The sequence below is a fragment of the Streptomyces sp. NPDC042201 genome, from assembly GCF_055582185.1.
The window spans coordinates 319,344-345,248 of the sequence record NZ_JBVJDS010000008.1 but is presented as its reverse complement, the minus strand read 5'-3'; the positions used below and the strand labels follow the sequence as shown (position 1 = coordinate 345,248).

Sequence of the window (25,905 nt, the reverse complement as noted above, 5' to 3'; positions counted from 1 at the left end):
TGCCGATCAACAGTCGTACGCCGTACGGCTCACTCCTCGCGGCTCACCCGAAGTCGTCGTCGCTCCAGCCGCCGCCGTCGTCGGAGTTCCAGCCGTCACCGGAGTCCCAGTCACCGCCGCTGTCCCCGCCGCCCCCGTCACCACCGGAGGAGGAGCTCTGGGCCGCCTGCTGCCGCAGCTCCTCCTCTTCCTCGGGGCTGAGGCTGACCGGCGGGTACTGGGCGGCCGTGACGGCGAGGGTCACCAGGCCGAGTCCGCCCAGCAGCACGCCCATGCGGCCGCCGAACGACGTCCTGTTGACGAGCACCGTCTCGCCTTGGCCCCAGAGCGTACGTCCGTAGCCGATGTCCCGGCCGTACGTCGCGGTGCCGTCCGCGTGCAGGCGCTTGATGATCCGCCGGCCGAGCGCTTCGTCGGTGCCGGAAGCGCCCCGGTTGTCCTGCCAGTGCACCCGGGTGCCGCCCTCACGCCGCCGCCACTCCTCGTGCCCGTCCTCGTACCTGCGGTGCACGCTGCCGTCGGCGAGCAGTTCATCTCGGTACGGGATCGACCGTGGCCGGTTCATCGCCTCGTGTCCTTCTGTCGCCTGGTTGGTTCGTCGGCCATGTCATGAATCCCGCCGTACGCAGATCGCGGAGCCCGGTCCACCGGGAATGGCCGGGTGTCCTCGGTCCGCGCACCAGGCGCAGGACGGTGCGCAGCAGACGCGCCGGGGGGACGGATTCCACCTCGGCGAAACGCCCTCCCGCGAGCCATTCCAGCTCGCGCGGTTCGAGCGCGGACGGCAGGGTGTCCCGGCCGGCCTCCGGTGCCGGGCCGCGCACCGAGATCAGGTGCAGCGCGGCGGCGTGCCGGGGTACGAGACCCATCGAGGCGACCCGTACACCGGAGCCACCGGGGCCACTGGGGACGCCGGGGACACCTAGGACGTCGGCGCGCACCCGCGCGGTGAGGGCGATCCCGGCCACGCTCGCGTCGTGCAGGACGTGCACGGTGGCGCCCTCGACGCTGCCGAGCCCGGCCACCAGCCGGGGGTCGAGCGGCAGGTCGTCGGAGGCGAACACCGGGCAGGCGGCCTCCAGATGCACATCGTTCGCGAGGAGCATCCGGGCCACGGAGCGGCTCTGGCAGACGAGCAGCCGGGGCAGCCCGTAGTCGTAGAGATCGGGCTCCTGAGGCGCCCGGGACTCGCGCCGCGCACCCGCGGTACCGGCGGGAACGGGCGTCAGCAGCCCCGGCACCTCCCCCTTCCGGCCCAGCGCCTCCGCGAAGCGCTCGTACCGTACGGGCGGGGCCGGCGTGAGCGGAACCGCGCGCGGCACGGCGTGCGGCGGGCGCAGGACGCGGCACAGCTCGTAGTACAGCTGCCGCTCGGTGAACCGGATCCGGCCCGGCGCGCCCGCGCGGGCCACGGCGATACTGAGGGCGCGGCCGAGGAGACGGTCGCCGAGGCCGGCGGTCGTGCGCGCGGTCATCGGCCACTCTCGCCGGGCCAGGTGAGAAAGCCGACGGCCTCGGCCCTGCGCCGGTCGGGGTCGGTCGTGGCACCGACGCGTTCGACGGCCCTGACGACGACGGCGATGAGCCTGACGGGCGGCACGGCGATGAGGAGGACGGTCCAGCCCTTGGCCAGCCAGGAGAGTTCGGCCTCGGTCAGCGTGCCGCTGTCGCGCAGCCGCCCGATGAGGTCCGGCGCGGGCTTGGGACGGCGTACCGCCACCGCGCCCTTCGCGTTCATCACGGCGCGCGGCGGCAGCCCCGCGTCGACGACTCTCCGGCCCGGCAGCGCCGCGCGGGTCCGCAGCGGCAGCTGGCAGCCGGCCGGGCTCGCGTCGTGCAGGACGATGACGGGCACCGCGTCCGGGAGCTGCTGGATCTCGGTGGCGACGGCGACTCCGTACCGCTGCGGGATCTCGTTGGCGATCAGGAAGGCGGCGATGGACTTGTCGTGGCACAGCAGCGCGACATGCGCACCCTCCGGCTGCTGGACGGCCGGGGCGGTGTAGTGCTCGATGACCCCGGGCGGCAGCGAACCGTAGATCTGCTTCCAGTCGGTCAGCAGGCTGGTGCGGAAGGTACTCAGCGTGCTCTCGTTCAGCGCGCGCCGGTCGCTCACGGTCGAGACCACGGCGCCGACGACGAACACGAGGAGCAGGGCGCCGAGGACGACGAGCACGACGGCCGCCCCACCGATGGAGACTCCGGCGGCGATCAGGGCGACGGCCACCGGCACCCCGAGCACCGTGCAGCCGATGCCCCCCGCGATCGACTTCCCGGCCTGCTGTGTCGTGCGTGCCGCGGCGGCCCAGAGCTGGTTGACGGAGATCGTCAGCTGTCCGCCGTCGGTGAGCTTCTCGACGAGCCGCTTGATCCGTGCGTCGCTGAGCCGCAGTGAGTTGGTCTTGGGATCCAGGGCGTACCGCCGCCCGCACTTGGAGCAGACACGGCCGGGCCGCTCCTTGAGGAGCAGGTTCCGCTGGCAGTGGGGACAGATCATCGGGGGCCCTCCAGTGCGGCCGCGGCGCGGCGCAGACCGGCGGCGAGGCGCTCCTTCACGGAGGTGGCGCCGACGCCCCTGACGCGCTGGATCCGCTCGATGTCGCGCAGCGCGGCGGCGAGCAGCCCGTAGTCGGTGGCGACGCGGTCGACGGTGCCGAGAGCGCCGCGGCCGTCGGCCCCGGCATCATGCGTGGCGCGGCGCTCGGCCTCCTCGGCTGTGATGGCGTAGTCCTCGTGATCGATACCGAAGCCGGTGTTGGCGGCGAGGATGTTCAGCGGCTTCGCCCCGCGATTGGCGAAGGAGTGGGGCATCATCTCGGGGATGCGGATCATCGCCCCGGGAAAGAGCCTGATCTCGGTGACCCGGCCGCGCGGGGCGTCGTAGAGACCGCAGGCGGCGTGGCCGAGGCTGAGCACGATGTGCTCGCCGCCGTGCGCGTGCGGGGTGAACGCGCTGCGCGGACCCACCACCCCGAGCTTGAAGGTGGCGTTGGACGGCCGTTCGGGCGAGGTCCGCGCGTCACCGACGAGGTAGTGGGCGAACTGCCCCTCGTCGATGAAGCGGAGGAACTCCTCCCGCGGGCCGAGCTCGCGCGCCCCGTCGCGGTCGGCGAACAGCACGCTGCCCTCGGGCCGGAGATGGAAGAGCTCCACCCCGTACGGCAGCTCCCGCGAAAGCCGCTCCATACCCCGCAGCCCGGGCCGGCCGGAACCGGAGCCGGAATTCATGTCGGACATCAACGCCCCCCATCGCGCTGTCGACCACGATCGCATCGTAGAGCGGTGACCGGGAACACCCGGAGCGGAAGAAATGACCGGCACCCGGCATCGCGATGAAGTGCGGGTGTCCACGACCGCCGCGTCAGCCGCGGCGGTCGTGGACACCGTGGCCGCCGCGGCCGCCGTGGACACCAACTCCTGTCCGGTCGGGGCGCTCAGCCCCTGGCCCGCTTCAGGTCGCCCTTCCCGCAGGCCGTGCCGTCCCGGTCCGGGTCGAGCCGGAGGGGATCGTCCTTGCCGTTGAGCTTCAGCCGTCCGTAGTCGTTCGCCGCGAGCCACGCACAGCGGGCCTTCGTCGTCGCCCTCACCGTCGCGGGGAAGACCGTGGGGACGCAGACGCCCGCCGGGCCGTAGTGCCGGTCACAGCCCGCGACCTGCGGGCCCACCGGCTCCGACGTCCGCTCCGTGCGCGGCTTCCTCGGGGACTTCGCCAGGTCCCCGGCGAAGTCATGGACATGCGCCGACTCCCCCGGCTGCCCCGACTGCGCCGACTGCCCCGACTCTCCAGCCTGCCCGGCGAGCGCCGCTGGGCCGCCGAGGTGCACCCACCGCGCCACCGAGGGAACGCCGTTGGCGTCGACCGCGAACAGCATGTACCAGCCGGGCGGCGCCAGGTTGGGATTGCTCGTCACATTGAGATCGACGGTGTTCCCGTCGACCGAGAGCGGCAGGTCCACGAACCGCTGGTTGGGGTCGGAGGAGTGGGTCACCGCGGCCGGCCGGATCAGCTCCGCCTTGGCGATGGGCCGGTCGACCGTGATCCGCTGGGTGTCGCCGTACTGCCACTGGTTGCCGGACAGCGACGTGATCTCCGGCCGTGGCCCCTTGAGCAGATACGGCGGGGTGTAGAGCGACACCTTGTGGTTCCAGGAGCCGTTGCCCGGATTGTCGCCCGTCGTCATCACCCGGCCGTCCGGCAGCAGGAACGCCGAGGAGTGGTAACCGCGCGCCTCGGGGTCCACCGCCACCGGGTCGAACGTGTCCGTCAGCGGGTCGAACAGCGAGGACTCGTAGACGGTGTTGGCACGGTTGTGCAGCCCGCCCCCGGTCTCCAGCACCTTGCCGTCGGGCAGCAGCACCGCCGAGCCGTACATCTTGCCCTGCGCCCCGGTCTGCGGCTGCGGGCCGTTGCCGAGGTCGACCGTGCCCTGCGGCAGCGGCGGGCCCGGCGTGTAGCGGGGGTTGGGCTCCTTGAGATCGATGAGGTCGGTGAGCCGGTTCGCCTCCGGGTTGGAGTCGATGTTGCCGCCGCCCATGGTCAGCACCCGCTGGTCCTGCGCGGGCGGCAGCAGCACGCTCGCCGACTGGTCGCGCTCGTCCTTGTTCCGCAGCCCCGGCACGTCGGTGATCGTGTTGGCGTCGTAGTCGTAGACCGAGGACCCCGTTCCCGGGGTGCCGTTGCCGAAGGAATGGCTGCCCGTGTAGAACAGCCGGCCGTCCTGCAAGAGGATCATCGCGGGATACAGACCCCAGTACGACCAGGTCTGGTTGACCTGCCAGGCGGGCAGCCACCTGTTCTGCGCGGCCGACCAGCGGTCGGCGGTCACCGAGCCGGTGGAGTCCTCGCGCAGCCCGCCGAAGGACATCACATCGCCATTGCCCATGATCGTGGCCGACGGGTACCAATGGCCGTCGTTCATGTCATTGGTCCTGCTGTACGTCTCGGTGGCGGGGTCGAAGAGGTACGAGTCCTTGTAGCCCTGGTAGCCGAGGGTGCCGTCCGCCGACGGATAGCCCTTGTTGCCGCTCATCACCAGCACCCGGCCGTCGGACAGCTGGACATGGCCGGAGCAGAACATGTCGTCGGGGGTGGGGATCGTACGGTACGAACCGTCCTCGGGGTCGTACACCGCGGAGGTGAACGTACCGGCCTCGAACATCTCCGGGTCGTTGCCGGAGCCGGCGATCAGCAGCACCTTGCCGTTGTGGAGCACCACCGAGTGCATCGAGCGCACGGGATTCTCCGTCGGCAGGACCTCCCACTTTCCGTCGGCGCACTCCTCGGTGGTCCCGGTGCACTCGGGCTCGACGGGCGGCGGGGCGACCTCCTCCATGCCGTAGTCGTCGGTGGTCACACTGCCCGTGCCGTACACCGAAACGCCCCAGCTGATCCGGTCGGTGCCGGGCGGGACGACCGGGGTGCGGACCTCGGCCCGCTGGTAACCGGCGCTCAGGTCAAGGGTTTTGAGGTCGGTCCAGTACTGCCAGCCCGTCGTGGTGTCATGCCGGAAGAGCGTGATCGCCGCGTCCGGAGTCGTCGATCTGTACCAGAGCGACAGGTCGTACTGCCGCTCGGCCACCACCCCGGGCGCGCACGCCGCGGACTCCGTGATCAGCGCCTTGCGGTCGCCCTCGGTCCTGCGGGTCAGCTCGACCTTGAGCGCCTTGGCGCCGGAGTGGGCGTCGGCGACGGTGGCGAAGGTGAAGTCGTTGTCGCCCCAGCCGGACCGCTCCCAGCAGTACGGCATCCCGTCGGTGCCCGCCGTCTCGAAGCCGGGGTTCTTGACGAGGTTCGCCCCGGCCACGGCGGGCTGCTGCGCGCTGAGCAGCAGCCCGCCGGTCAGCGCGGCGACGGCGAGCAGCGCGGTACGGCGCCGGCGCCGAGCAGGCGCGGCGCGGAAGGGTGACGTACGGAAGGGTGACGTACGGAAAGGTGACGTACGGAAAGGTGACGTACGGAAGCGTCTCACCGGCTGACCTCCTTCTCGACACGGTCACCACGGTCGCCCGTCTCCGAGCTCCCCGGCCGCACCCCGGCACGCGTCCGGCCGGGCTCACGGCCCCGCTTCGGCAGATAGACCAGCGCTTCCGTCCCCACGAAGCGCAGCACGAACGTCGCCAGCAGCGCGCACCCGGTCGCTGTCAGCACCCCCATGCCGAACTGGGAGACGAACAGCGCGATCAGCGGGATACGCAGCAGCAGATCGGCGTTGGCGAGCAGCGCGAACCGGCCCACCCGGTCCGCCCAGTGCCGGTGCGCCCGCCGGCTGCGGAAGAGCAGCACCTCGATCAGCAGGAAGTTCCATCCCACGCCGAACTGGTTGGCCAGCACCTCGGCCGGCAGATAGTGCAGACCCGCCGCCGTCAGTCCGTACAGCGCGAGCAGATTCGGTACGAAGCCGGTGAGCCCGATCAGTCCGAAGGCGATCATCCGGGCGAGCGGCGCGGCCGTGCGCAGCTCCACCAGATGGCGCAGGAACCGCAGCCCTTCCCGCGCCGTCGACTTGGACTCGCCCGCGAACCGGTCGCGGAAGACGAACGGCACCTCGGCCGGCGACTCGGGCCGGCAGCGCACCGTCAGCTCCAGCAGGATCTTGTAGCCGAGCGGACGCAGCGCCTCCGAGGTGACCGCGGAGCGCCGGATCGCGAAGAACCCGCTCATCGGGTCGCTGATCCCGCGCAGCCTCCCCGGGAAGATGCCCTTGGTCAGCCAGGTCGCGGCGCGCGAGACCGCGACGCGGTAGCCGCCGGCCAGCCCGGCTCTGCTTCCGCCGGCGAGGTAGCGGCTGGCCACGACGAGGTCCGCGGATTCCCGCTCACCGGCCGCGACCAGGTCGGGGACGAGTGCGGGCGGATGCTGGAGGTCGGCGTCCATGACGACGATCCAGTCGGATCCGGCGGCCTTGAGCCCCTCGACGACGGCCCCGCCGAGGCCGCCGTCCGGGGTGTCCCGGTGGATCACACCGACCGGGAACGGGCAGTCCTGCGCGGCGGCGGCGATCACCTCGGGGGTGTCGTCCGTCGAGTCGTCGACGAAGAGCACCTCGCAGGGCAGCCTGGCCGGTACGGCGTCGGTCAGCTGCCGGAGCAACTCCCGTACGTTCCCCGACTCGTTGAAGGTCGGGATGATGACGGTGACGGCTCCCGGCTCGGCCACCGCGGTCGCTTCGAGGTCCGGATCGCCGAGCTCCCCGGCACCGATGGGGGGAAGAATGCTCATCGTTCGCCTCCCACGATCTGCCGGATCTCGATCCGGTCCGCACCCTCGCCGAAGACGGCGACGGCGGTCGAATGGTTGAGCGCGTCCCGCACCGTGGGCAGATCGCGCGCGTCGCGCCGTACGGTCGGGGAGGCGACCACATAGTCCAGGTCGCGCCAGCCGCCCGGCATCGTCTCCGTCACGGCCGGGTCGAGGTCGGCCTTGTAGAACCAGATCGCGCCCAGACCCGGTTCATACCCGGAGTGCACCAGGTCCAGCCAGAGCGCGTCGTCGACGAGCACCCGGGCCCGGGACGGCTCCGGCACCTCCTTCGCCATCCAGGAAGCAGCCGCCCGGTAGGGCGCGTTGGCGTCGGCGGTCAGCGCGGTGCGGTTGCCGTCGTACCACCGCGGCGCCACATACACGGCCGCGGTGGCGGCCAGCGCCACCAGGACCGTCCAGCGCACGGTGGTCAGCGTCCGCCCCTCCTGGGGGCCGCGCCGTCTGCGCAGTACGGCGTGGGTGACGCTCGCCGCGCCGCCCGCCAGCACCAGCGCCAGGAACGGCAGCCCCTGGATGACATACATCGCGGGCAGATAGCCGGACGGGCGCAGGGCGACGGCGGTGAGGATCAGTACGGCCAGCGCCGGGCCCGCCAGCGCCCGCGCGGTGACCGACCAGCGGAAGGTCACCATCAGCAAGGCGGCCCCGGCGATACCCCCCAGCAGCAGCACCCGGTCGTAGTACAGCCAGGACTGGAGGACGCCGTACGAACCGCTGCCGGGGTCGAGTACGAAGCCGGAGCCGGGACGGCCCATCTGGTACGTGATCCCGTCCCAGAGCGACACATGTCCGGCGCCCGGCAGCAACTCGCCCTTGAGCAGGGCGAACAGCGGATAGAAGAGCCCGGTCAGCACGCAGGCGGTGATCGCGCCGGTGAGCGCGAATTTACGGGTGTCCCGATGGCCGAACCGCCACATCGTCACCAGCAGCGCGGGCAGCACGACCAGCATGGTCTCCTTGGTCAGCACCCCGACGGCGGCCGCGAGTCCGGCCGCGAAGTGGTGCCAGAGATGACGGCTGGGCGAGGCCGCCAGGCAGAACGCGAGCAGCAGCCACATCACGGCGATGTTGTCGAGGAAGATCTCCCGCTGGAGCACCACGGACAGCGGGGAGAGCCCGAAGAGGACCATGGCCAGGCCGGCCGCCCAGCGCGGCAGCCAGAGCCGCCGGGCCAGTACGTAGAGGAGCACCGCGCTGGCCGCGCTGACCAGCAGCATCGAGAACCGCATCGGGGCGACGGTCATCGACTCGGGCGAGAAGAGCGACGGCAGCCAGGTCAGAAAGGCGATCTGCATCCAGCCGAGCGGCGGATGGTCGTACCAGTACGTGTAGTGGGCGAGGCCCTTGCCTTCCCGCACCGCCCAGGCCTGCGCGAGATAGGTGCCCTCGTCGTCGCTGAGCGTCGGATAGTGCTGGATGTTCCAGCCCTGGACCAGCAGGATCGCGACGAGGAGCACCCCGCACAGCACCAGATCGGCGCGTGAGCTCCGGAATCGCACCACCGGCCGGACCGTGAGATGTCTGCCGCTGGGAACCCGGCCGGCCCGAGCATGACCGGGCCGCGCGGTGACGGCCGGTTCGAACTCCGTCGTCACCGCGGGGAGAGTGGAGGTCACGCGTGGACGTCCTCTCGGATGAGATGCGCGCCGACATGACTGGTCAGCTCCCAGTCGCTGCGTCCCCGCTGCTCACGCCAGACGGCACGGATCGCCGCGCCGGCGAGAAGCACCTGATAGAAGGGGCCGCCGACGATGAGCTTGAGGTAGTGCGCGAGCCGGACCCGCAGTCCGTACTGCCTGCCGAAGTCATGGAGCCCGACGATCTCGAAGACGAAGGTGACCATGGCGGTGACCAGCGGCAGGAACGTCACGAACGCGATCGTCACCGGTACGTCGAGGAAGAGCGCGATGCCCACGTTCAGCGGGATGATCAGGCCGGTGAACGCTTGCAGGAACGGCGTCATCAGGGTGTAGCGGGCGAGCATCCGCTGTCCGCGCGTGGGCAGTTGGCGCCAGTCCTTCTTGCGGTAGACCTGAAGGAAGCCCTGGTTCCAGCGGGTGCGCTGTTTGAGCAGGGACATCAGTGAGCCCGGGGTCTCCTCGCGGGTCACCATGTCGGAGTCGTAGGCGACGACGACCTTCTTGCCGGTGCTGGAGAGCCGTACGCCCAGATCGCAGTCCTCGGCCAGGCAGTCCTGGTCCCAGCCGCCGGCCTCGCGCAGGACATCGGTCCGTACGAAGACGGTGTTGCCGCCGAGCGGTATGAAGCCCTTCTGGGCGTGCAGATGGAGCCGGCTGCGGAACCAGAAGAAGTACTCCAGGCAGTTGCGCAGGCTGTACCAGCTGGTGTGGAAGTTGATCAGCTGGACGCCGCCCTGGACGACATCGGCGCCGGTGGAGCGGAAGGCGTGATCCACATGGGTCAGCAGCTCGGGATGGACCTGGTCCTCGGCGTCGAAGACCCCGACGACCTCGCCCGTGCAGTACGGCAGCGCGGTGTTGAGCGCCTTGGGTTTGTTCTTCGCCTCGTGCGTGTCGACGACGACCCTGACCCGGCCGGGATCACGGGCCGCGGCCCGCTCGGCGACCGCCGCCGTCTCCGGGTCGTCGTGTCCGACGATGACGATGATCTCGAAGTCGGTGTGGCTGGACTCCAGCAGCCGTTCGACGGTGTGCCGCAGCACCGCCTGTTCGTGCCGGGCGGGCAGAAGCAGGGAGAACGATCTCTCCCGGCCGCCGTCGGGCCGGTCGAATCTGGTGGCGGCCAGCGTCTCGGGTGTACGCCAGGCGTGCATCTGCCACCAGAGCGTGAACGCGGCCATCCAGAAAAGCGCCAGTGAAACGGCAGCGATGAACACGGACGTGAACACAAGGCCCCCCTCGGCCAGGGCGAACCGACGGCAGGCCCCCCGGCCGCCGGCTCACCCGTCATCCCCCTGCGCGCAGGTCCCCCATGCGCACCTGTTGTGCCTCTTGTGAAGACAATAAGGGGGACCTGTGACGACCGTAGGGCCGATTGGGTGAATGCTGCGTTTCAGTCCGATTCCCCACCGGTCAGAAACCGGCCACGCCCTACTCGAAAACAGCCAACTCGCCCCTCAGTACGCCGACTTCGGTCGTCGGCGCCGCACACACGAACTGCCGGCAGACATAGGCGGCGGGCCGCCCGTCGACCAGCGGACGATCCGTCAGCAGCGGGAATTCGTCGCTGCCCGCCGCACCGGCCGCGACCACCGCGCCGGGGGCCGTGCCCAGCAGCGCCGTACGGTGCAGCTCAGCCGTCCCCGCGTCGCCCGCGGGCCCCACGACGGCGACCTCACGCGGCCCGTCCAGCAGCGCCTCCGCGACCGCCAGACCCCAGCCGATGAAGCGCGGCGCCCGCGGCCCCAGGGCCTTCACCACTCCCAACGCCCCTTCGGCGGCGCCGCGATGACGCTCCGAGCCGGTGTACGCGGCGTACGAGAGCAGCGCCCCGGCAGCGGCCGTCCAGCCGGACGGCGTGGCATTGTCCGTCGGATCCTGCGGCCTGCGGATCAACCGCTCGGCGTCATCAGCGGTGTCGAACAGCGCCCCGCCCTCCCCCACGAACCGGTCGAGAACAATGTCCAGCAAGAACCCGGCGAATTCCAGCCACGCGCCCTCGCCGGTGACCCCCGCGAGCGCCAGGAATCCTTCCGCGACATCGCCGTAGTCCTCCAGCACACCCGCGTTGGCGCCGGCCCTGCCGTCCTTCGAGGTACGGGCGAGCCGCGCCGCGTCGTCCAGGTGCACCCGCACCAGCAGATCGGCGGCCTCCGTGGCCCGCTCCACCAGATCGGGCCGGTCGAAGTACGCGCCGGTCTCGGCCAGCGCGGCGATGGCGAGACCGTTCCAGGCGGCCACGATCTTGTCGTCCCGCCCGGGCCGCGGCCGCTCCTCACGCGCCGCGAGCAGCCGCTGCCGCACCGACTCGACGCGCCCGGCATCCACCACCTCGCCGCCCTGCGGGAGTTGCAGCACCGAGGCACCCTCCTCGAACGTGCCCTCCTCGGTCACCCCGAAGTACTGAGCGGCGAACTCCGCGTCCGACTCCCCCAGCACCGCCCGCAGTTGCTCCGGCGTCCACACGTAGAAGGCGCCCTCGACATGCTTCCCGCCGCCGTCATCACTGTCCGCGTCCAACGCCGAGGCGAACCCGCCCTCGGGCGTGCGCAGTTCCCGCACCATGAAGTCCGCGGTCTCCACCGCCACCCGCCGCGCCAGATCGGAACCGGTGGCCCGCCACAGATGCGCGTACACCCGGCACAGCAGGGCATTGTCATACAACATTTTTTCGAAGTGCGGCACCACCCAGTCACGGTCCACCGAGTAGCGGGCGAACCCGCCGCCGAGCTGGTCGTAGATCCCGCCGCGGGCCATCGCCTTGCAGGTGTCGGCGGCCATCTGGAGCGCACCCTCGGCGCCGGTACGCGCGTGATGACGCAGCAGGAACTCCACCACCATCGACGACGGGAACTTCGGCGCCCCGCCGAACCCGCCCCGCTGCGCGTCGTACTCCCGGGTCAGCCCCAGCAGCGCCTGCGCGAGCTCCTCCTCACCGGGCACCCCGCCCCCGCCGTGCGCCAGCGACCGCCCGGCCAGCTCCCGTACGATCCGCCCGGCAACCTCCGCGACCTCCTCGCGCCGCCCGGTCCACGCGGCGGTCACGCCTTCCAGAACCTGCGGGAAGGAGGCCATGCCGTGCCGGGGCGCGGGCGGGAAGTACGTCCCGAAGTAGAAGGGCTCGCCGTCGGCCGTCAGAAACACGGTCATGGGCCACCCACCCTGCCCGGTGGCGGCCTGCACAGCCTCCATATAGACGGCGTCGACATCCGGCCGCTCCTCGCGGTCGACCTTGATATTGACGAAGTGCTCGTTCATATAGCCGGCAGTCGCCTCGTCCTCGAAGCTCTCGCCCGCCATGACATGACACCAGTGACACGCCGAGTAGCCGACCGACAGCAGAACGGGCACATCACGCCGCCTCGCTTCCTCAAAAGCCTCCGGCCCCCAGGGCCACCAATCGACCGGATTCTCGGCATGCTGAAGCAGATAAGGCGAGGTCGTGCCACCCAAGCGGTTCACGGTAATCACCCTCTCATGCGACGCCCAGCAGCCTGGTAGATCAGGCCTCAACCAGAGAATGCGCCCTCGCCGGTCGACCGGGTTGTCAGCGCACTGGAGCAGAGACGGGGCCTCCGCTCTCACCCGAATCGGGCACGCCGGACAGTAGGCTGAGCCGGGCGGCACCGGAACTGACGAGCATCCTCGAAGGAGGTACGCCATGACCGCCGAGATGGTCGCACCCGCATGGATGCACTTGCAGATCAGCGCAGAACAGTACGACTCCTGGTCCGAGGAGCAGTGTGTCGGCATTGAGATCGTGGACGGGATGGTCGTCGTGAGTCCGAGTGCGTCCAAGCGGCACAATCGGCTGGCCCGGATCCTGGCCAATGCCCTGGACGCCGCCGCAGGCCCGGACTGGAACGCCGACACGGACTTCGACGTCCGCCTTCAGGACGTTCCGCTCACCAACCGCCGTCCGGACGTCGTCGTCTACCGGGCGGAGACCATCGACCTCACGCCCACCCGCCCGGAACACGTACTCCTGGTCGTCGAGGTCGTGTCGCCCGGCTCGGAGACCACCGACCGGATCGTGAAGGTCGACCAGTACGCCAAGGCCGGCATCCCCTTCTACTGGCGGATCGAACAGGCCGCCACCGGTGTCCCGATCGTCTACACCTACGTTCTCGACCCCGCCACCAAGGCCTACAGGGACGGAGAGATGTTCACCGGCCTGATCAAGGCTGCCGCGCCCTTCTCCGTCACCGTCGACCTGGGAGCCATCTGACAGCGCTGGACGATTATTCCCTCATGACTGAGCACAAGGGAAAGCGGAAATTCCGGGAGCACCTGGAGGCGCTTTTCGCTGCGGCCGGCTCTCCTAAGCCAGCCGCGATCTGCTCTGCGAGCAGGGAATCGCCTTGGGCCCGCTGTCCAGGGGACATTTTAGGTAGAACGAATCTACATAGATTGGATCTACCAAGGAGAGCCTCCATGGCCGCCACCCCATTCGTGGGCCGCAGCTGAGCTCACGCTGTTGCGTAAACGTCTGGACCGGACCGTCGCCACGGGTTCTGGCATCGCCCTTGCCATCCGGGGACGGCGGCAGGTCGGCAAGTCGCGGCTGGTCCAGGAGTTCTGCGACCGCGCGCGGATCCCCTTCTCTTCTTCAGCGCCACCAAGGGCGCCTCACCCCTGGAAGCTCTCGACGCGTTCCACACCGAATTGCGCGAGTCACAGCTGCCGGGGAAGGAAGCGCTCCTCCCGGCGAACCCTCCCACGGACTGGCCGGACGCCTTCCGGCTGCTCTCGGCCGCGCTTCCGGACTCGCCCACGGTCGTCGTTCTCGACGAACTGCCCTGGCTGGCGGAGCAGGACCCGGTCTTCGACGGGGCTTTGCAGACGGCGTGGGACCGGCTGCTGTCGCGGCAGCCCGTGCTGCTCATCCTGCTCGGCAGCGATCTGCACATGATGGAGCGCCTCACGGCGTACGACCGCCCCTTCTACGGCCGCGCCGACAATCTCGTACTCGGCCCGCTCAACCCGGCGGAGACCGGGAGCGCCCTCGGGCTCGATGCCGCGGACGCCATCGACGCCCACCTGGTCTCCGGAGGCCTGCCCGGCATCCTGCGTGCCTGGCCGCATGCCACCCCGGCCCTCGACTTCATCGAGGCGGAGTGCGCCGATCCCGCGTCCCCGCTGTTCAGCGTCCCGGAGTCGGCGCTCATGGCCGAGTTCCCGGCGCCCGACCGGTCCCGCCGGGTGCTGGAGGCGATCGGCAGCGGGGACCGTACGCACGCCAATATCGCCGCTACGGCCGGAAGCCAGAGCGGGGCTCTCCCGTCCGGGGTGCTCTCCCCGCTGCTGCGGCGGCTCACGGAAGAGAAACGGGTGCTGGCGGTGGACAGCCCGCTGTCCACCACGCCCGGGAGACCCGCTCTCCACCGGGTGGCCGACAGCAGTCTTCGGCTGTATCTCGCCGCCCTGCGGTCCGCTCAGGAACAGACCCGGCGTGGCCGTCCCGAGGCGGCGTTCCGCCTGGTACAGCGGCGCTGGGCGGCCTGGCGGGGCCGCGCCGTCGAGCCGTTGATCCGCGAATCGCTCGAACTCGCCGCTGCCGCAGGCGACTTCCCGTGGCCGGAGACCGAGGTCGTGGGGGGCTGGTGGAACCGCCGGTTCAGCCCGGAGATCGACCTGATCGGCGGCGACCGCGCGCCGGTGGCTCGGACTCTCTTCTTCGCCGGCTCGGTCAAATGGCTGGGCAGCCCCTTCGACCACCACGATCTGGCCGCCCTGGAGCAGGGCGCGGCCCAGGTGCCGGGCTTCGCCCCGGACATCGGCGGTCTGGTCGTCGCCACCCTCAGCGGTACCACGGGCATCACGGGAACCGATCGCGTCGACCTGGCGTGGGGGCCTCGCGACGTCGTCGCCGCCTGGCCCGGGTGAGTGTCTCCGCGGCGCCTTCGAAAAGTCGGGCGGGTCAGTTGTGGTGGGGTGGGAGGACCTGGATTGTGTCGCCCACTGGGCGTTCGCCCGTGGTGTCCGAGGTGATGTTGACGAGTTTGCCGCCGACCGCCATCGCGCTCGAGCCGCCGCCGTCCAGGTTAAGGGCCTGTTCCGCTCCCAGGGAGCGCATGAAGGTCGCGCCCTCGGCCAGGGTGAATCCCTCGCTGACGCCGGGCTGCCGCCCGTCCACCGTGACCAGGAGCAGGCGTCCCCGCCGGTCAATGCCGGCCATGGTGCGGGGCTGGCGTACGTTCGACCAGGCGAAGCCGAAGGAGAGGTCGAGGGGGTCGAGCGTCCCCTCGGCGGTGGCGTCGATGTCGGCCCGGCCGTTCTTCACCAGGGTCGGCGCGGCGCTGACGATGCTGTCGCGGGAGCCGAGCTCGACCCGCCAGCCGGCGGTGTCGCGGATGTCCTCGCGCACGGAGATCCGCTCGCCCTTCCGGCTGTGCGCCGATAGCCAGTCGGCCGCGGCGCCGATGCCCTGGAGTACCGAGCCGCCGGCCGGGACCGTGCCGCCGCGGGGGCCGGCGGAGACCACGCGGTGCGTGGCGTCGAGCACGACCTGGGTGCCTGCTCCCTCGGGCAGGGCGGCGCGGAACCTCGGGGTGAACTTCACCAGGTCGTCGGGCTCGGAGCAGGTGAGGTCGTGGCGAGGCTGCTCGGTGGGGGTGGCGCCGGGGCGGCCGCAGTTGCGCACCTTGCCGGGCACCCGGTTGATGCCCTGTACCGCGTAGCTGGACGATCCCGCCCGCGCGGTGACCGTGGTGGACAGGTCGGCGATACGGGGGCGCCGCCCGCCGTCCGCGAGGATCAGCGCGGCCCGAGTACCGGAGGCCATCGACTCCAGCGTGCCGTCGTAGGCGGCGAGACCGGCGTTCGTGCCCTGCACTCCGTCGGCGTCGGCGGTGATGAAGAAGCCGCCGTTGACGGCGACCAGGGAGCCGGTCCTCGCGGCGACCGCGGAGGTCGTCTCACGGTCCGCGACACTGCTGTCGTGGGTGGACTCGACGGTGCCGCGGAAGGTAGCGGGGTCGATGACCGCCACATGGACGCTCTGCCGGTCGGCGGCCTGCCGGCCGTCGTAGCCCGTCCACTCCACCGCCACCCGGAACCCGCCCGCGGTGACCGCCTGGCTCGCGCTCTGCGCCTCGGCCTGGGTGGCGTACGAGCCCACCCGCACCTGCCATCCCATGGTGCCGCGCGGCGTGTCCGCGTAGCCCTCCCAGGGCACCCGCTCCACGCGCGGCCGGAAACCGGCGTCGGTCAGCTGCCGCGCGGTGGTGTCGGCCCAGGTCCGGTCGGCGAGCGGGGCCCATGTCGGGGCGCCCGTCAGCCGGTTGACGGCGGGCGCCTGGACGGTGACCGTCCAGACCGGCGTGACACCCGTGTTCCGGATGACGCCGGTGCGCACCTGTACGCCGGGGGCCACACGCTCCGTCGTCCACCGCACCGAATCGGAACCAGAAGCCGAACCGGAAGCCGAACCGAAACCGGAAGCGGAAGCGGAGACCGGGGCGGCAGCCTGCGCCACATCCGCGACGGTCCAGGGGTTGACGGCCGCGAGCACCACGGCCGTACCCAGCGCGATCCGTACCCGGATGCCGCGACCGGCCAGGCCGGCTCGGCGCGGCAGTCCGGCTCGACGCGGCAGGCTGCCTCGGCGCGCCAGGCCACCTCGGCGCGGCACTCCGCCGTCTTCGTCGTGCATGGTCTCCCCTTGGGTCGCGTCGGCCACGGTGCGGACGCCAGTCCAGCCCCGTCCGGGGTCCGGAACAGTAACGGCGGGGGACGGCGCGCGGAAGGCCCGGTGAAGGACGTCGGGAACGGACGTGCGGGTCCACTCCGTCCTGTACACGCGGCGGGCTCCCTCGCGTTCACGCTCCGCACGCAGGACAATGTCCCCTCACCCGAAGCTCTCGGAGGGGGACGCACATGCGGGAAAGCCACCGGGCCGAAGCGGAGAGGCTGTTGGTACGCGCCGTCGAGGAAGAGGTACGGCGCTCCGGCGGACGGACCGAAGGGAACGCGCTGCTGGCGCGCGGCCGGAGCGCCCTGGACGCCATGGCGGCCGGCGCGGGCGAGGAGTACGCCGCCTACGTACAGGCGCTGGACGCGGCGGAGGCGGAACAGCAGCCGCTGTCCGGGCGGTTCAGCAAGCAGTCCCTCGGAACGCCCGTCCTGGTCACGGCCGTTGCCACCGTCGCGGCGATCGGCGCGGATGTCGCGCTGGGTACGGCGCCGGGCACCGCGCTCGGCGCCGGGGCGGTCGTCGCCGTCGCCGGGGCCGCGACCACCGTCGCCAAGGTCACCGCGTCCCACTGGCCGGCCGCGCACCGCAGAGCGGGCGCCGCGGGCCGCCCGGGCGGCGCCGAGCAGCTGCGGCTGCAGTGGCTGACGGCGCTGGAGGTACGGGGCATCCGCCCGTTCCTCGACCAGCAGCGGGTGCTGACGTCCGCGACCCGGCACACCGCGAAGAAGTCCTCCGTCGTCCCGCAGTTGCGCGGCGGGGACCGCAGCGCGGCCGCGCGCCGCCGCAGTGTGCTGGAGCAGTCCTTCGGTCATCTGCCGCAGCCGGCCGGGCCGTTCGTGGGCCGTCGCGGGCAACTGGCCCGGATCGCGCAGTGGGTGCACGCGGCCCGCGCGTCGACGGAGACGAAGCCGACGGTGGTCGTGCTGTACGGCGACCCGGGCTCCGGGCGTACGACGCTGGCCGTACGGGCCGCGCACCAGCTCAAGGACCAGTTCCGCGGCGCGTGCGTCGTCGATCTGCGCGGCGGCGGGGCGGGTGAGCCGCCGCTGTCGACGCGGGACGCGCTGCTGCATCTGCTGAACCGGCTGGGTGCGCCGCGCGAGCAGTTGCTGTTCCGTGAGCGGTCGTCTCCCGAGCAGCAGGTACGGCGGCTGAGCGAGCTGTACCACCAGCATCTGACGGGTCTTCCGGTGACGGTCGTCCTGGACGACGCGTCCGACCCCGAGCAGGTCAGGACGCTGGTGCCCGAGCGGTCGGACAGTCTGGTGCTGGTGACGGCGCGGCGCCCCATGGAGCTGCCGGCCGATGTCCCGGCGTGGGTGCACCAGCTGCCGGTGGAGGCGCTGGACGGGGCGGGCGCCGAGGAGCTGCTGCGGGCGGCGGCCGCGGAGTCGGCGGCGGGCCCCTACGACGCCCAGGCGGCAGACGAGGTAAGGGAGTTGTGCGGCGGTCTGCCGCTCGCGCTGCGCGTCGCGGGGTCCTCACTGGGCGCCCGTACGGCCCATCAGCTGGCCTCGGATCTCGCCTCCTACGGCCCGGTGGACCCGGTCGAGCGGGTGCTGTGGCTGCGCTACACCGACCAGAGCGACCAGGCCCGCCGGCTGCTGCGCCGGCTGGCGCTCGCCGGTCGCGCCTCGCTGGGCGCGGCCGCGGCGGCGGCGCTGCTGGCGACGGACGAGCAGGAGGCGGGGCGGCTGCTCGCCACGCTGTCGCGGGCCGGGCTGATCGACCATGTGCGGGCGAGCCGCTACCGGCTGCACGACGCCGTGCGGACGTTCGCGCAGGCACGGCTGCTGGACGAGGAGGAGGCGGCGAACCGTACGGCCGCGCAGGAGCGGCTGATCCAGAACTACGCCGAGCTGGCCGACTCCGTGATCCGGCTGGTCGACGGCAAGACGTCGACCCGCGCGGATCTGTTCAAGAGCGCGGCGGGCGCGCACGGCTTCTCCTCGCTGGACGCCGCGCTGCGCTGGCTGGACGACGAGTCGAGCTTCATCACGGCCGCGCTGCGCCATGCCGAGGGCGTCGACCAGCAGGCCGTACTGAACCTGCTGGGCGCGCTCTGCGACTACTGCCTGCTGCGCGGGGACCTCTACCGGCTGGGCGAGATCAACGATCTGACGCAGGCGGTGGGCCAGGGGCTGCTGGTCCGCTCGGTCCAGTGGCGTACGGGCATCGCGGCCCGGCAGCTCGGTGAGCTGGACAAGGCGCGTACGACCCTGACCTCGGTGGTCGACCTGTACCGGGAGGCGCAGCACGACGCGGGGGCGGCCCGCGCGCTGTGTTCGCTGGGCATCACGCTGCACCACCAGGGCAATCTGACCGAGGCGTCGGCGAAGCTGCGCGAGGCGATCGAGCTCCAGTCGTCGCAGGAGCTGGCGGCGGACCGGGCCTGGACGCTGCACGCGCTGGCCGCGGTCGAGCGCGACCGCGCCCATCTCGACGAGGCGCACACGCTGCTCTCCACGGCGCTGGTGCTGCACCGCGAGAGCGAGTCCGTGCACGGCGAGGCCTGGACGCACTTCCAGCTGGGCCAGGTGTGTCTGCGCATGGGCGACGTGCCACGGGCGGAGGGAGAGCTGCGCGCGGCCCTCGATCTGTACGGCAGGACCCGCGACGGCCGCGGTGAGGCCTGGGCGATGACGCAGCTGGCGCGGGCGCGGCTGGTGGACGGCGAGCCGGCTCCGGCGGTCGACCAGCTCAGCGAGGCGCTCGCCCGCCACCGGGAGAACGAGGACGCGCGCGGCGAGGCGTGGACGCTCTACTACCTGGGCCAGGCCCTGGAGGAGCGCGGCGACCGCGACCAGGCGGTACGGGAGCTGGAGCGGGCGCGCACGATGTTCTCGCGGATGCGCGATGTGTACGGTCTGGCCTGCGCCCGGCACCACTCGGGCCGGGTCACCCGCGACCAGCGCGCCGCCCAGACCGGCAATCTCCGCAACTCGGGCTTCGCGCGGCAGCTGCTGGTCGACGCCCGCGCGGACTTCCGCCGCATCGGGGTGGCGCACGGGGAGGCGTGGACCTGTCTGGAGCTCGCGATCATCGAGGCGGGCAACAGCCGTCCGGCGCAGGCGCTGCCGCTGTGCGACGAGGCGACGGCGCTCTTCGCCTCGTACGGCGACCGGCGCGGCGCCGACTGGTCCCGCTTTCTGCGCTGCACCCTGCTGCCGTACGCCTCGGCGGGCGGCATCGAGGTGGGCTCGGTGGTGGCCGAACAGGAGCTGTCGGATCTCGCCGCCGCCCGCCACGCCTCCCGCGACGGCAAGCTGGAGGACTGCGTGGAAGCGTTCGCGGTCATGCTGGCCCGCGGCGTCACGCTGGAGGACGGCTGGCAGGCCTGGCAGCTCGGCATGGTCCCGAACCGGCACGCGCGCGAGGTCATGGGCGTCCCGGTGGGGGCCACGCCTTCCTGACCGCCCGGGCCCGGTATCCCGGCTGCCCCGAGGGGGCGGCCGGGGTACGGGACGCGGGGTGCGGGACGCGCTACTCGCCGTGCGGAGCAGCGGCCGCCGCGGGAGCGGCGGACACCTTCTCCGAGGCGGGGGACTCCTCGAAGTCGACCTTGCCCATGTGGCGGTTCATCGACTTCATCAGCAGCCACACGCCGCCCGCCATCACCGCGAACACGACGAACCCGAGAAGTCCGGGTGTCACCTTGTTCTCGTCGAGCTCCTTGGCGAGCGGAATCACGTGCGTCAGTGCCTGGGTCGCATACATATCAGGCATTGTCGCGGATGCCCGCGAAGAGGTCGCTCTCGGGGAGGGACGTATCGACGAGGGACTTCGCCAGCTCGTACTCCTCGGTGGGCCAGACGTCCCGCTGGATGTCCATCGGCACCTTGAACCAGCCGCCGTCCGGGTCGATCTGCGTGGCGTGCGCGATCAGGGCCTTGTCGCGGATCTCGAAGAAGTCCGCGCACGGGACATGCGTGGTCAGCGTCCGCTCCGCGCGGACGAACTCCTTCCAGCGCTCCAGCCAGTCGCCGTACGGGGACTCCAGTCCGCGCGCCAGCAGCGCTTCGTGCAGCGCGACCGTGCGCGGCCGGTTGAAGCCCTGGTTGTAGTAGAGCTTCTGCGGCTGCCAGACCGGCCCGAACTCGTCCTCCGGGTACTTCTCCTTGTCGGCCGCCGCCTCGAACGCCACCATCGAGATCTTGTGGGTCATGATGTGGTCGGGGTGCGGATACCCGCCGTTCTCGTCGTACGTCGTAATGACCTGTGGGCGGAACGAGCGGATCGACCGTACGAGCCGGCCGGCCGCCTCGTCGATGTCCTCCAGCGCGAAGCAGCCCTCGGGCAGCGGCGGCAGCGGGTCGCCCTCGGGCAGCCCGGAGTCGACGAAGCCCAGCCACTCCTGGTCGACGCCGAGGATCTCGCGCGCCTCGTCCATCTCCTTTTTGCGGACCTCGTGGATGTTCTCCTCGATATAGGCGTCACCCTGGAGTCTGGGGTTGAGGATGGAGCCGCGCTCGCCTCCCGTGCAGGTCACGACCAGCACGTCCACCCCCTCGGACACGTACTTGGCCATGGTGGCCGCGCCCTTGCTCGACTCGTCGTCGGGGTGGGCGTGAACGGCCATCAATCGCAGCTGCTCAGTCAAGACTCGATCCTCAGTGATTTGTCGCATCAGACGGCTTCTATAGTGACGGATATCGGGGGGCGGAAAATTCCGGCTGCCCGAATCCGAGAGGAACGATCATGGCCGTGGTACGCGAGGAGCTTCCCCCGGGCCGCTACGGCCGCTCGGCGGACGAGCGCGCGGACCACAAGCTCAAGATCGTGGGCGCGGTTCTCGGCGTCGCGTTGATCGCCATGATCGGCTGGTTCGGCTACCACTATGTGGTGGACCGGAGTGTCTCCGGAGAACTCATCAAGTTCAAGAGGGTGTCCGCCACCTCGGTCGAGGCGCATCTCGAGGTCCGCAAGGACCGGGATGCCACCGGCATCTGCACACTGCGCTCCCTCGCCGAGAGCGGCGCCGAGGTCGGCCGCAAGGACGTCCGCTTCGGTCCCGGCGAGACCCGGATCGACCGGGTCGTCACGCTGCGTACGACGCAGAGCGCGACCAGCACCGAGCTGCTGGGCTGTACGTCGGACTGACCCCGGCCGGCCGCCGCCGGGCCGTACGCCGGACTGCCTCCGCCCGGCCGCCCCTGCCCGGCTGACGCTGGACCCGCCGTCCCTCCGACCGCACGTCTCCTCGCTGACCTGCGCCGATGTAATTCTGACGGCATTCGTCCTCCCCCTCGCGCCACGAAATTGTTAGGCTCGTGGTTTCGCCCACCCGAGAAGGCACATCCTTCTGGGTAGGGCGTTGCTTTGTTATCCCAGTACCTACGAGGAGCAGCTGTGACCCAGACCAGCGAGAACGTCACCTGGCTTACCCAGGAGGCGTACAACCAGCTGAAGGCCGAGCTGGAATACCTGTCTGGTCCCGCCCGCACGGAGATCTCCACGAAGATCGCGGCGGCCCGTGAGGAGGGCGACCTGCGGGAGAACGGCGGGTACCACGCGGCCAAGGAGGAGCAGGGCAAGCAGGAGCTCCGGGTCCGGCAGCTGACCCAGCTCCTGCAGAGCGCGAAGGTCGGCGAGGCCCCGGCTGACGACGGCGTCGTCGAGCCGGGCATGGTCGTGACCATCGCGTTCGACGGGGACGAGGACGACACCCTCGCCTTCCTGCTGGCCTCACGCGAATACGCGAGCTCCGACATCGAGACGTACTCCCCGCAGTCCCCTCTCGGCTCCGGCGTGAACGGCAAGAAGGTCGGCGACGACGCGGAGTACGAGCTGCCGAACGGGAAGAAGGCCGCGGTGAAGATCCTCGCGGCCAAGCCCTACACGGGCTGAGCCACACTTCGGCGAGGGCCGCGGGGGAGCTCCCCCGCGGCCCTCTTCTGTCCGCAGACCCGGCGGCGTCCGGTGCCGGGGCGTCAGGCCGTGGCCGAGCGGTACTTGCGGACCGCCAGGGTCCGGAAGACCACGATGATCAGGAGCGACCAGAGCAGCGAGGCCCACACCGGATGCTGCATCGGCCAGGCGTCGGACTGGGAGACCCCGGGGTTGCCGAACAGCACCCGGCTGGCCTGCACGGTGGCGCTGAACGGATTCCACTCGGCGACATGCCGCAGCCACGGAGTCATCTGGCCGGTGTCCACGAAGGCGTTCGAGACGAATGTCACCGGGAAGAGCCAGATCAGCCCGCCCGAGGTGGCGGCCTCCGGCGTCCGGACGGAGAGGCCGATCAGCGCGCCGATCCAGGAGAAGGCGTAACCGAGCAGGAGCAGCAGCCCGAACGCGCCGAGCGCCTTGGGCACGCCCTCGTGGATGCGCCAGCCGACGAGTACGGCGACGATCGCGAGCACCACGACCGTGAGCGCGGTCTGCACGAGGTCGGCGAGGGTACGGCCGGTGAGGACGGCCCCGCGCGCCATGGGCAGGGAGCGGAACCGGTCGATGAGGCCCTTGTGCATGTCGTCGGCGATTCCGGCGCCCGCGCCCGCCGTGGCGAAGGTGACGGTCTGGGCGAAGATGCCGGCCATCAGGAAGTTGCGGTAGACGTCGGCGCTGGTGCTGCCGCCGACCTCCAGGGAGCCGCCGAAGACATAGCTGAACAGCACCACGAACATGATCGGCTGGATCAGTCCGAAGAGGACCACTTCGGGGATCCGGGTCATCCGGATCAGATTGCGTCTCGCGACGACCAGCGAGTCGCCCACCGACTGGACGAGTCCGCCGCGGGGTCTGGGGGCCGCGACCCCGGTGGCTTCCGTGACGGTCACGTCCTGTCCTCCTTCGACTCGGCCGCGTCCTCGGCCGCGTGGCCGGTCAGCGAGATGAACACGTCGTCGAGGGTGGGCCGGCGCAGACCGATGTCGTCGATCTCGACACCGCGGCTGTCCAGCTCCCTGATGACCTCGGCGAGCAGTTTGGCGCCGCCGCTGACCGGGACGGTCAGCTTGCGGGTGTGCTCGGCGACCGATACCTCGCCGCCCTTGCCGAAGCCGGCCAGCACCGCGCGGGTGGGCTCGATCTGCTCGCGTTCGTGGACGACGACCTCGACGCGCTCGCCGCCGATCTGCGCCTTGAGCTGGTCGGCGGTGCCGCGGGCGATGACCCGGCCGTGGTCCACGACGCAGATGTCGTGGGCCAGGTGGTCGGCCTCCTCCAGATACTGGGTGGTGAGCAGCAGGGTCGTACCCCCGGCCACCAGCTCCTGGATGATCCCCCACAGCTGCTGGCGGTTGCGCGGGTCGAGGCCCGTCGTCGGCTCGTCCATGAACATCACGGGCGGGGAGACGACGAGCGCCGCGGCGAGGTCGAGCCTGCGGCGCATCCCGCCGGAGTAGGTCTTGGCCGTACGGTCCGCCGCGTCGGAGAGATGGAAGCGCTCCAGCAGCTGGTCCGCGCGCGCCTTCGCGTCGCGCCCGCTCATCTGGTAGAGCCGGCCGACCATCCGGAGGTTCTCCCGGCCGGTCAGATATTCGTCGACCGCCGCGAACTGGCCGGAGAGGCCGATGGAGCGGCGTACTTCGTCGGGGTTCTTGAGGACGTCGATTCCCGCGACCACCGCGGTGCCGCTGTCGGGCTGGAGCAGGGTGGTCAGGACCCGTACGGCGGTGGTCTTGCCGGCGCCGTTGGGTCCGAGCAGCCCGAGGACCGTGCCTTCGGGTACATCGAGGTCGACGCCGTCCAGAGCCCTTACCTCACCGAAGGTCTTCACCAGGCCTTCGGCATAGATGGCGCCTGGCATGTGGGTTCTCCAAGGGTGGCGACTTGCTGTCGGTGCGCTGCGCACGCAGAGCCTAGGTTTGCCGGCCGCCGACGACCGGCATCTGCGAAAGCCCGGTCGTGGCAAGCCAGGAGCGGAACGGTAACGCGATACATCGCGACCCACAAGGGATAAGAAAGGGATACACCGGATCCTTCCGGCGCGGCCTCAGCCGAGGATCGTGTAGCCCGCCTCACGCAGCGCCGCCTCGACCTCCGCGCAGTGCGCCGGGCCCTTCGTCTCCAGGTGCACTTCCACATCCGCCTCCGCGAGACCGAGCCGCGGATCGGTCCGCACATGGCTCACATCGAGCACATTGGCATCGGCCACCGACAGCACCCCGAGCATCGTGGCGAGCGCCCCTGGCCGGTCCGTCACCCGCAGCCGCAGGCTCAGATAACGCCCGGCCGCCGCCATGCCGTGCCGCAGGATCCGCTGCATCAGCACCGGGTCCACATTGCCGCCCGACAGCACCGCGACCACCGGACCGCGGAAGGCCCCGGGATCGCTCAGCAGCGCGGCCACCGGGCTCGCCCCCGCCGGTTCCACGACCAGCTTCGCCCGTTCGAGACAGAGCAGCAGGGCGCTGGACAGGTCGTCCTCGGAGACCGTACGTACCTCGTCGACCAGCTCCTGGATCAGCTCGAACGGTACGTCGCCGGGGCGGCCCACCTTGATGCCGTCCGCCATCGTCTGCGGCGCCTCGATCACCATCGGCCGGCCCGCCCTGAGCGAGGGCGGATACGCCGCCGCGCCCTCCGCCTGCACCCCGACCAGCCGCACATCGGGCCGTACCGACTTCACCGCGAGGGCGATGCCCGCGGCCAGCCCGCCGCCGCCGATGCCGACGACGATGGTTTTTACCTCCGGGCACTGCTCCAGGATCTCCAGGCCGACCGTGCCCTGGCCGGCGATGATGTCCGGGTGGTCGAAGGGGTGGATGAAGACCGCGCCCGTGTCGCGCGCGTACTCCTGCGCGGCGGCCAGCGTCTCGTCCACGACCTGTCCGTGCAGCCGCACCTCGGCGCCGTAGTCACGGGTCGCCGCGACCTTGGGCAGCGGCGCCCCGACCGGCATGAACACCGTCGAGCGGACGCCCAGCAGGGTGGAGGCGAGCGCGACGCCCTGCGCGTGGTTGCCCGCGCTGGCTGCCACGACACCGGCCGCGCGCTCCTCCGGGGACAGGCCCGCGATCCGCACGTACGCGCCGCGGAGCTTGAACGAACCGGTCCGCTGGAGGTTCTCGCACTTCAGATGGACCGGGGCGCCGACCAGCTGGGTCAGATACCGGCTCCCCTCCATCGCGGTCATCCTCGCCACGCCGGAGAGCATCTTCTGCGCCCCTCGGATGTCATCGAGGATCAGGGAACGCGCGGGGCGGGACGTACCGAAGCTCATGACCGCCAGTCTCGCAGCTCACGGGCCCGGCGGCGGTGGCTGTCCAAGCCCTGGCCACTGGTTTGCTCAGCGCCGGTACGGTGCGGGTCGTTGCCGCGTACTCTGTCCCCCACCAACCGACCACCGCACGAGAGAGCCCCCA

At 71.1% G+C, this 25,905-nt stretch carries 20 protein-coding genes; 5 read left to right on the top strand and 15 right to left on the bottom strand.

Translation table 11 applies throughout. From position 1 onward, the window contains the following. Window positions 1–43 precede the first annotated feature (43 nt). The 9 genes from ACZ6MZ_RS21705 to ACZ6MZ_RS21665 all read right to left on the bottom strand — a co-directional run bounded on the left by ACZ6MZ_RS21705 (window position 44) and on the right by ACZ6MZ_RS21665 (window position 12,363). The gene (locus tag ACZ6MZ_RS21705; RefSeq protein WP_469353652.1) at window positions 44–565 is read right to left on the bottom strand and encodes a hypothetical protein; all 522 of its coding nucleotides are present in this window, start codon (window positions 563–565) and stop codon (window positions 44–46) included. Further along, window positions 531–1,475 (bottom strand): hypothetical protein, encoded by a 945-nt coding sequence (locus tag ACZ6MZ_RS21700; RefSeq protein ID WP_469353650.1) that lies wholly within the window; start codon window positions 1,473–1,475, stop codon window positions 531–533. The genes ACZ6MZ_RS21705 and ACZ6MZ_RS21700 overlap by 35 nt, the downstream gene beginning before the upstream one ends. Continuing rightward, window positions 1,472–2,497, bottom strand: a complete 1,026-nt coding sequence (locus tag ACZ6MZ_RS21695) for a hypothetical protein (protein WP_469353649.1) — start codon at window positions 2,495–2,497, stop codon at window positions 1,472–1,474. The genes ACZ6MZ_RS21700 and ACZ6MZ_RS21695 overlap by 4 nt, the downstream gene beginning before the upstream one ends. After that, window positions 2,494–3,237, bottom strand: a complete 744-nt coding sequence (locus tag ACZ6MZ_RS21690) for a cupin domain-containing protein (protein ID WP_469353646.1) — start codon at window positions 3,235–3,237, stop codon at window positions 2,494–2,496. The genes ACZ6MZ_RS21695 and ACZ6MZ_RS21690 overlap by 4 nt, the downstream gene beginning before the upstream one ends. Before the next feature lie 197 nt (window positions 3,238–3,434). Further along, window positions 3,435–5,843, bottom strand: coding sequence for a galactose oxidase-like domain-containing protein (locus ACZ6MZ_RS21685; RefSeq protein ID WP_469353750.1), 2,409 nt, complete (start codon window positions 5,841–5,843; stop codon window positions 3,435–3,437). A gap of 122 nt (window positions 5,844–5,965) precedes the next feature. Then, a complete protein-coding gene (locus tag ACZ6MZ_RS21680) occupies window positions 5,966–7,219 on the bottom strand; it encodes a glycosyltransferase (RefSeq protein WP_469353644.1) in 1,254 nt (417 codons plus the stop codon). Then, window positions 7,216–8,877, bottom strand: a complete 1,662-nt coding sequence (locus ACZ6MZ_RS21675) for an ArnT family glycosyltransferase (protein WP_469353642.1) — start codon at window positions 8,875–8,877, stop codon at window positions 7,216–7,218. The genes ACZ6MZ_RS21680 and ACZ6MZ_RS21675 overlap by 4 nt, the downstream gene beginning before the upstream one ends. Further along, window positions 8,874–10,130, bottom strand: a complete 1,257-nt coding sequence (locus ACZ6MZ_RS21670; RefSeq protein WP_469353640.1) for a glycosyltransferase — start codon at window positions 10,128–10,130, stop codon at window positions 8,874–8,876. The genes ACZ6MZ_RS21675 and ACZ6MZ_RS21670 overlap by 4 nt, the downstream gene beginning before the upstream one ends. A gap of 202 nt (window positions 10,131–10,332) precedes the next feature. Continuing rightward, entirely contained in the window at window positions 10,333–12,363 is a 2,031-nt protein-coding gene (locus tag ACZ6MZ_RS21665; protein ID WP_469353638.1) for a thioredoxin domain-containing protein, read from the bottom strand. Window positions 12,364–12,562: 199 nt separating this feature from the next. Here ACZ6MZ_RS21665 and ACZ6MZ_RS21660 point away from each other — a divergent pair, with 199 nt between their 5' ends. Next, entirely contained in the window at window positions 12,563–13,129 is a 567-nt protein-coding gene (locus tag ACZ6MZ_RS21660) for a Uma2 family endonuclease (protein WP_469353637.1), read from the top strand. Window positions 13,130–13,566: 437 nt separating this feature from the next. Further along, on the top strand, window positions 13,567–14,787 hold the full coding sequence (locus ACZ6MZ_RS21655; protein ID WP_469353635.1) for an AAA family ATPase: 1,221 nt from the start codon (window positions 13,567–13,569) through the stop codon (window positions 14,785–14,787). Between the two features lie 34 nt (window positions 14,788–14,821). Here ACZ6MZ_RS21655 and ACZ6MZ_RS21650 read toward each other — a convergent pair whose 3' ends face one another. Then, window positions 14,822–16,555, bottom strand: a complete 1,734-nt coding sequence (locus tag ACZ6MZ_RS21650; RefSeq protein ID WP_469353633.1) for a phosphodiester glycosidase family protein — start codon at window positions 16,553–16,555, stop codon at window positions 14,822–14,824. 224 nt (window positions 16,556–16,779) lie between these two features. Between ACZ6MZ_RS21650 and ACZ6MZ_RS21645 the strand changes: the two genes are divergently transcribed. After that, window positions 16,780–20,010: a tetratricopeptide repeat protein gene (locus ACZ6MZ_RS21645; RefSeq protein ID WP_469353631.1), complete on the top strand. Its 3,231-nt coding sequence runs from the start codon at window positions 16,780–16,782 to the stop codon at window positions 20,008–20,010. Between the two features lie 70 nt (window positions 20,011–20,080). Here the strand turns inward: ACZ6MZ_RS21645 and ACZ6MZ_RS21640 are convergent, their stop codons facing one another. Both ACZ6MZ_RS21640 and mca read right to left on the bottom strand, forming a co-directional pair. Continuing rightward, a complete protein-coding gene (locus tag ACZ6MZ_RS21640; protein WP_389946606.1) occupies window positions 20,081–20,314 on the bottom strand; it encodes a hypothetical protein in 234 nt (77 codons plus the stop codon). A 1-nt stretch (window position 20,315) separates the two neighbouring features. After that, window positions 20,316–21,197: a mycothiol conjugate amidase Mca gene (gene mca, locus ACZ6MZ_RS21635; protein ID WP_386878472.1), complete on the bottom strand. Its 882-nt coding sequence runs from the start codon at window positions 21,195–21,197 to the stop codon at window positions 20,316–20,318. A 98-nt stretch (window positions 21,198–21,295) separates the two neighbouring features. Here mca and ACZ6MZ_RS21630 point away from each other — a divergent pair, with 98 nt between their 5' ends. After that, window positions 21,296–21,697 (top strand): DUF4307 domain-containing protein, encoded by a 402-nt coding sequence (locus tag ACZ6MZ_RS21630; protein ID WP_386878473.1) that lies wholly within the window; start codon window positions 21,296–21,298, stop codon window positions 21,695–21,697. Between the two features lie 249 nt (window positions 21,698–21,946). Continuing rightward, entirely contained in the window at window positions 21,947–22,444 is a 498-nt protein-coding gene (gene greA, locus ACZ6MZ_RS21625; RefSeq protein WP_384180929.1) for a transcription elongation factor GreA, read from the top strand. 83 nt (window positions 22,445–22,527) lie between these two features. Here greA and ACZ6MZ_RS21620 read toward each other — a convergent pair whose 3' ends face one another. From ACZ6MZ_RS21620 to ilvA, 3 genes are all read right to left on the bottom strand, one after another. Continuing rightward, window positions 22,528–23,376 (bottom strand): ABC transporter permease, encoded by an 849-nt coding sequence (locus ACZ6MZ_RS21620; RefSeq protein WP_389791088.1) that lies wholly within the window; start codon window positions 23,374–23,376, stop codon window positions 22,528–22,530. Further along, window positions 23,373–24,347, bottom strand: coding sequence for an ATP-binding cassette domain-containing protein (locus ACZ6MZ_RS21615; RefSeq protein ID WP_469353629.1), 975 nt, complete (start codon window positions 24,345–24,347; stop codon window positions 23,373–23,375). Before ACZ6MZ_RS21615 ends, ACZ6MZ_RS21620 begins: the two co-directional genes overlap by 4 nt. A 186-nt stretch (window positions 24,348–24,533) precedes the next feature. Next, window positions 24,534–25,763: a threonine ammonia-lyase gene (gene ilvA / locus ACZ6MZ_RS21610; RefSeq protein WP_469353627.1), complete on the bottom strand. Its 1,230-nt coding sequence runs from the start codon at window positions 25,761–25,763 to the stop codon at window positions 24,534–24,536. Window positions 25,764–25,905: the final 142 nt, after the last annotated feature.

Coding starts and splice junctions, on each gene's coding strand:
- ilvA (WP_469353627.1), bottom strand. CDS start 25,763: ATGAGCTTCGGTACGTCCCGCCCCGCGCGTTCCCTGATCCTCGATGAC.
- ACZ6MZ_RS21705 (WP_469353652.1), bottom strand. CDS start 565: ATGAACCGGCCACGGTCGATCCCGTACCGAGATGAACTGCTCGCCGAC.
- ACZ6MZ_RS21700 (WP_469353650.1), bottom strand. CDS start 1,475: ATGACCGCGCGCACGACCGCCGGCCTCGGCGACCGTCTCCTCGGCCGC.
- ACZ6MZ_RS21615 (WP_469353629.1), bottom strand. CDS start 24,347: ATGCCAGGCGCCATCTATGCCGAAGGCCTGGTGAAGACCTTCGGTGAG.
- ACZ6MZ_RS21645 (WP_469353631.1), top strand. CDS start 16,780: ATGCGGGAAAGCCACCGGGCCGAAGCGGAGAGGCTGTTGGTACGCGCC.
- ACZ6MZ_RS21650 (WP_469353633.1), bottom strand. CDS start 16,555: ATGCACGACGAAGACGGCGGAGTGCCGCGCCGAGGTGGCCTGGCGCGC.
- ACZ6MZ_RS21660 (WP_469353637.1), top strand. CDS start 12,563: ATGACCGCCGAGATGGTCGCACCCGCATGGATGCACTTGCAGATCAGC.
- ACZ6MZ_RS21640 (WP_389946606.1), bottom strand. CDS start 20,314: ATGTATGCGACCCAGGCACTGACGCACGTGATTCCGCTCGCCAAGGAG.
- ACZ6MZ_RS21630 (WP_386878473.1), top strand. CDS start 21,296: ATGGCCGTGGTACGCGAGGAGCTTCCCCCGGGCCGCTACGGCCGCTCG.
- ACZ6MZ_RS21695 (WP_469353649.1), bottom strand. CDS start 2,497: ATGATCTGTCCCCACTGCCAGCGGAACCTGCTCCTCAAGGAGCGGCCC.
- ACZ6MZ_RS21680 (WP_469353644.1), bottom strand. CDS start 7,219: ATGAGCATTCTTCCCCCCATCGGTGCCGGGGAGCTCGGCGATCCGGAC.
- ACZ6MZ_RS21690 (WP_469353646.1), bottom strand. CDS start 3,237: ATGTCCGACATGAATTCCGGCTCCGGTTCCGGCCGGCCCGGGCTGCGG.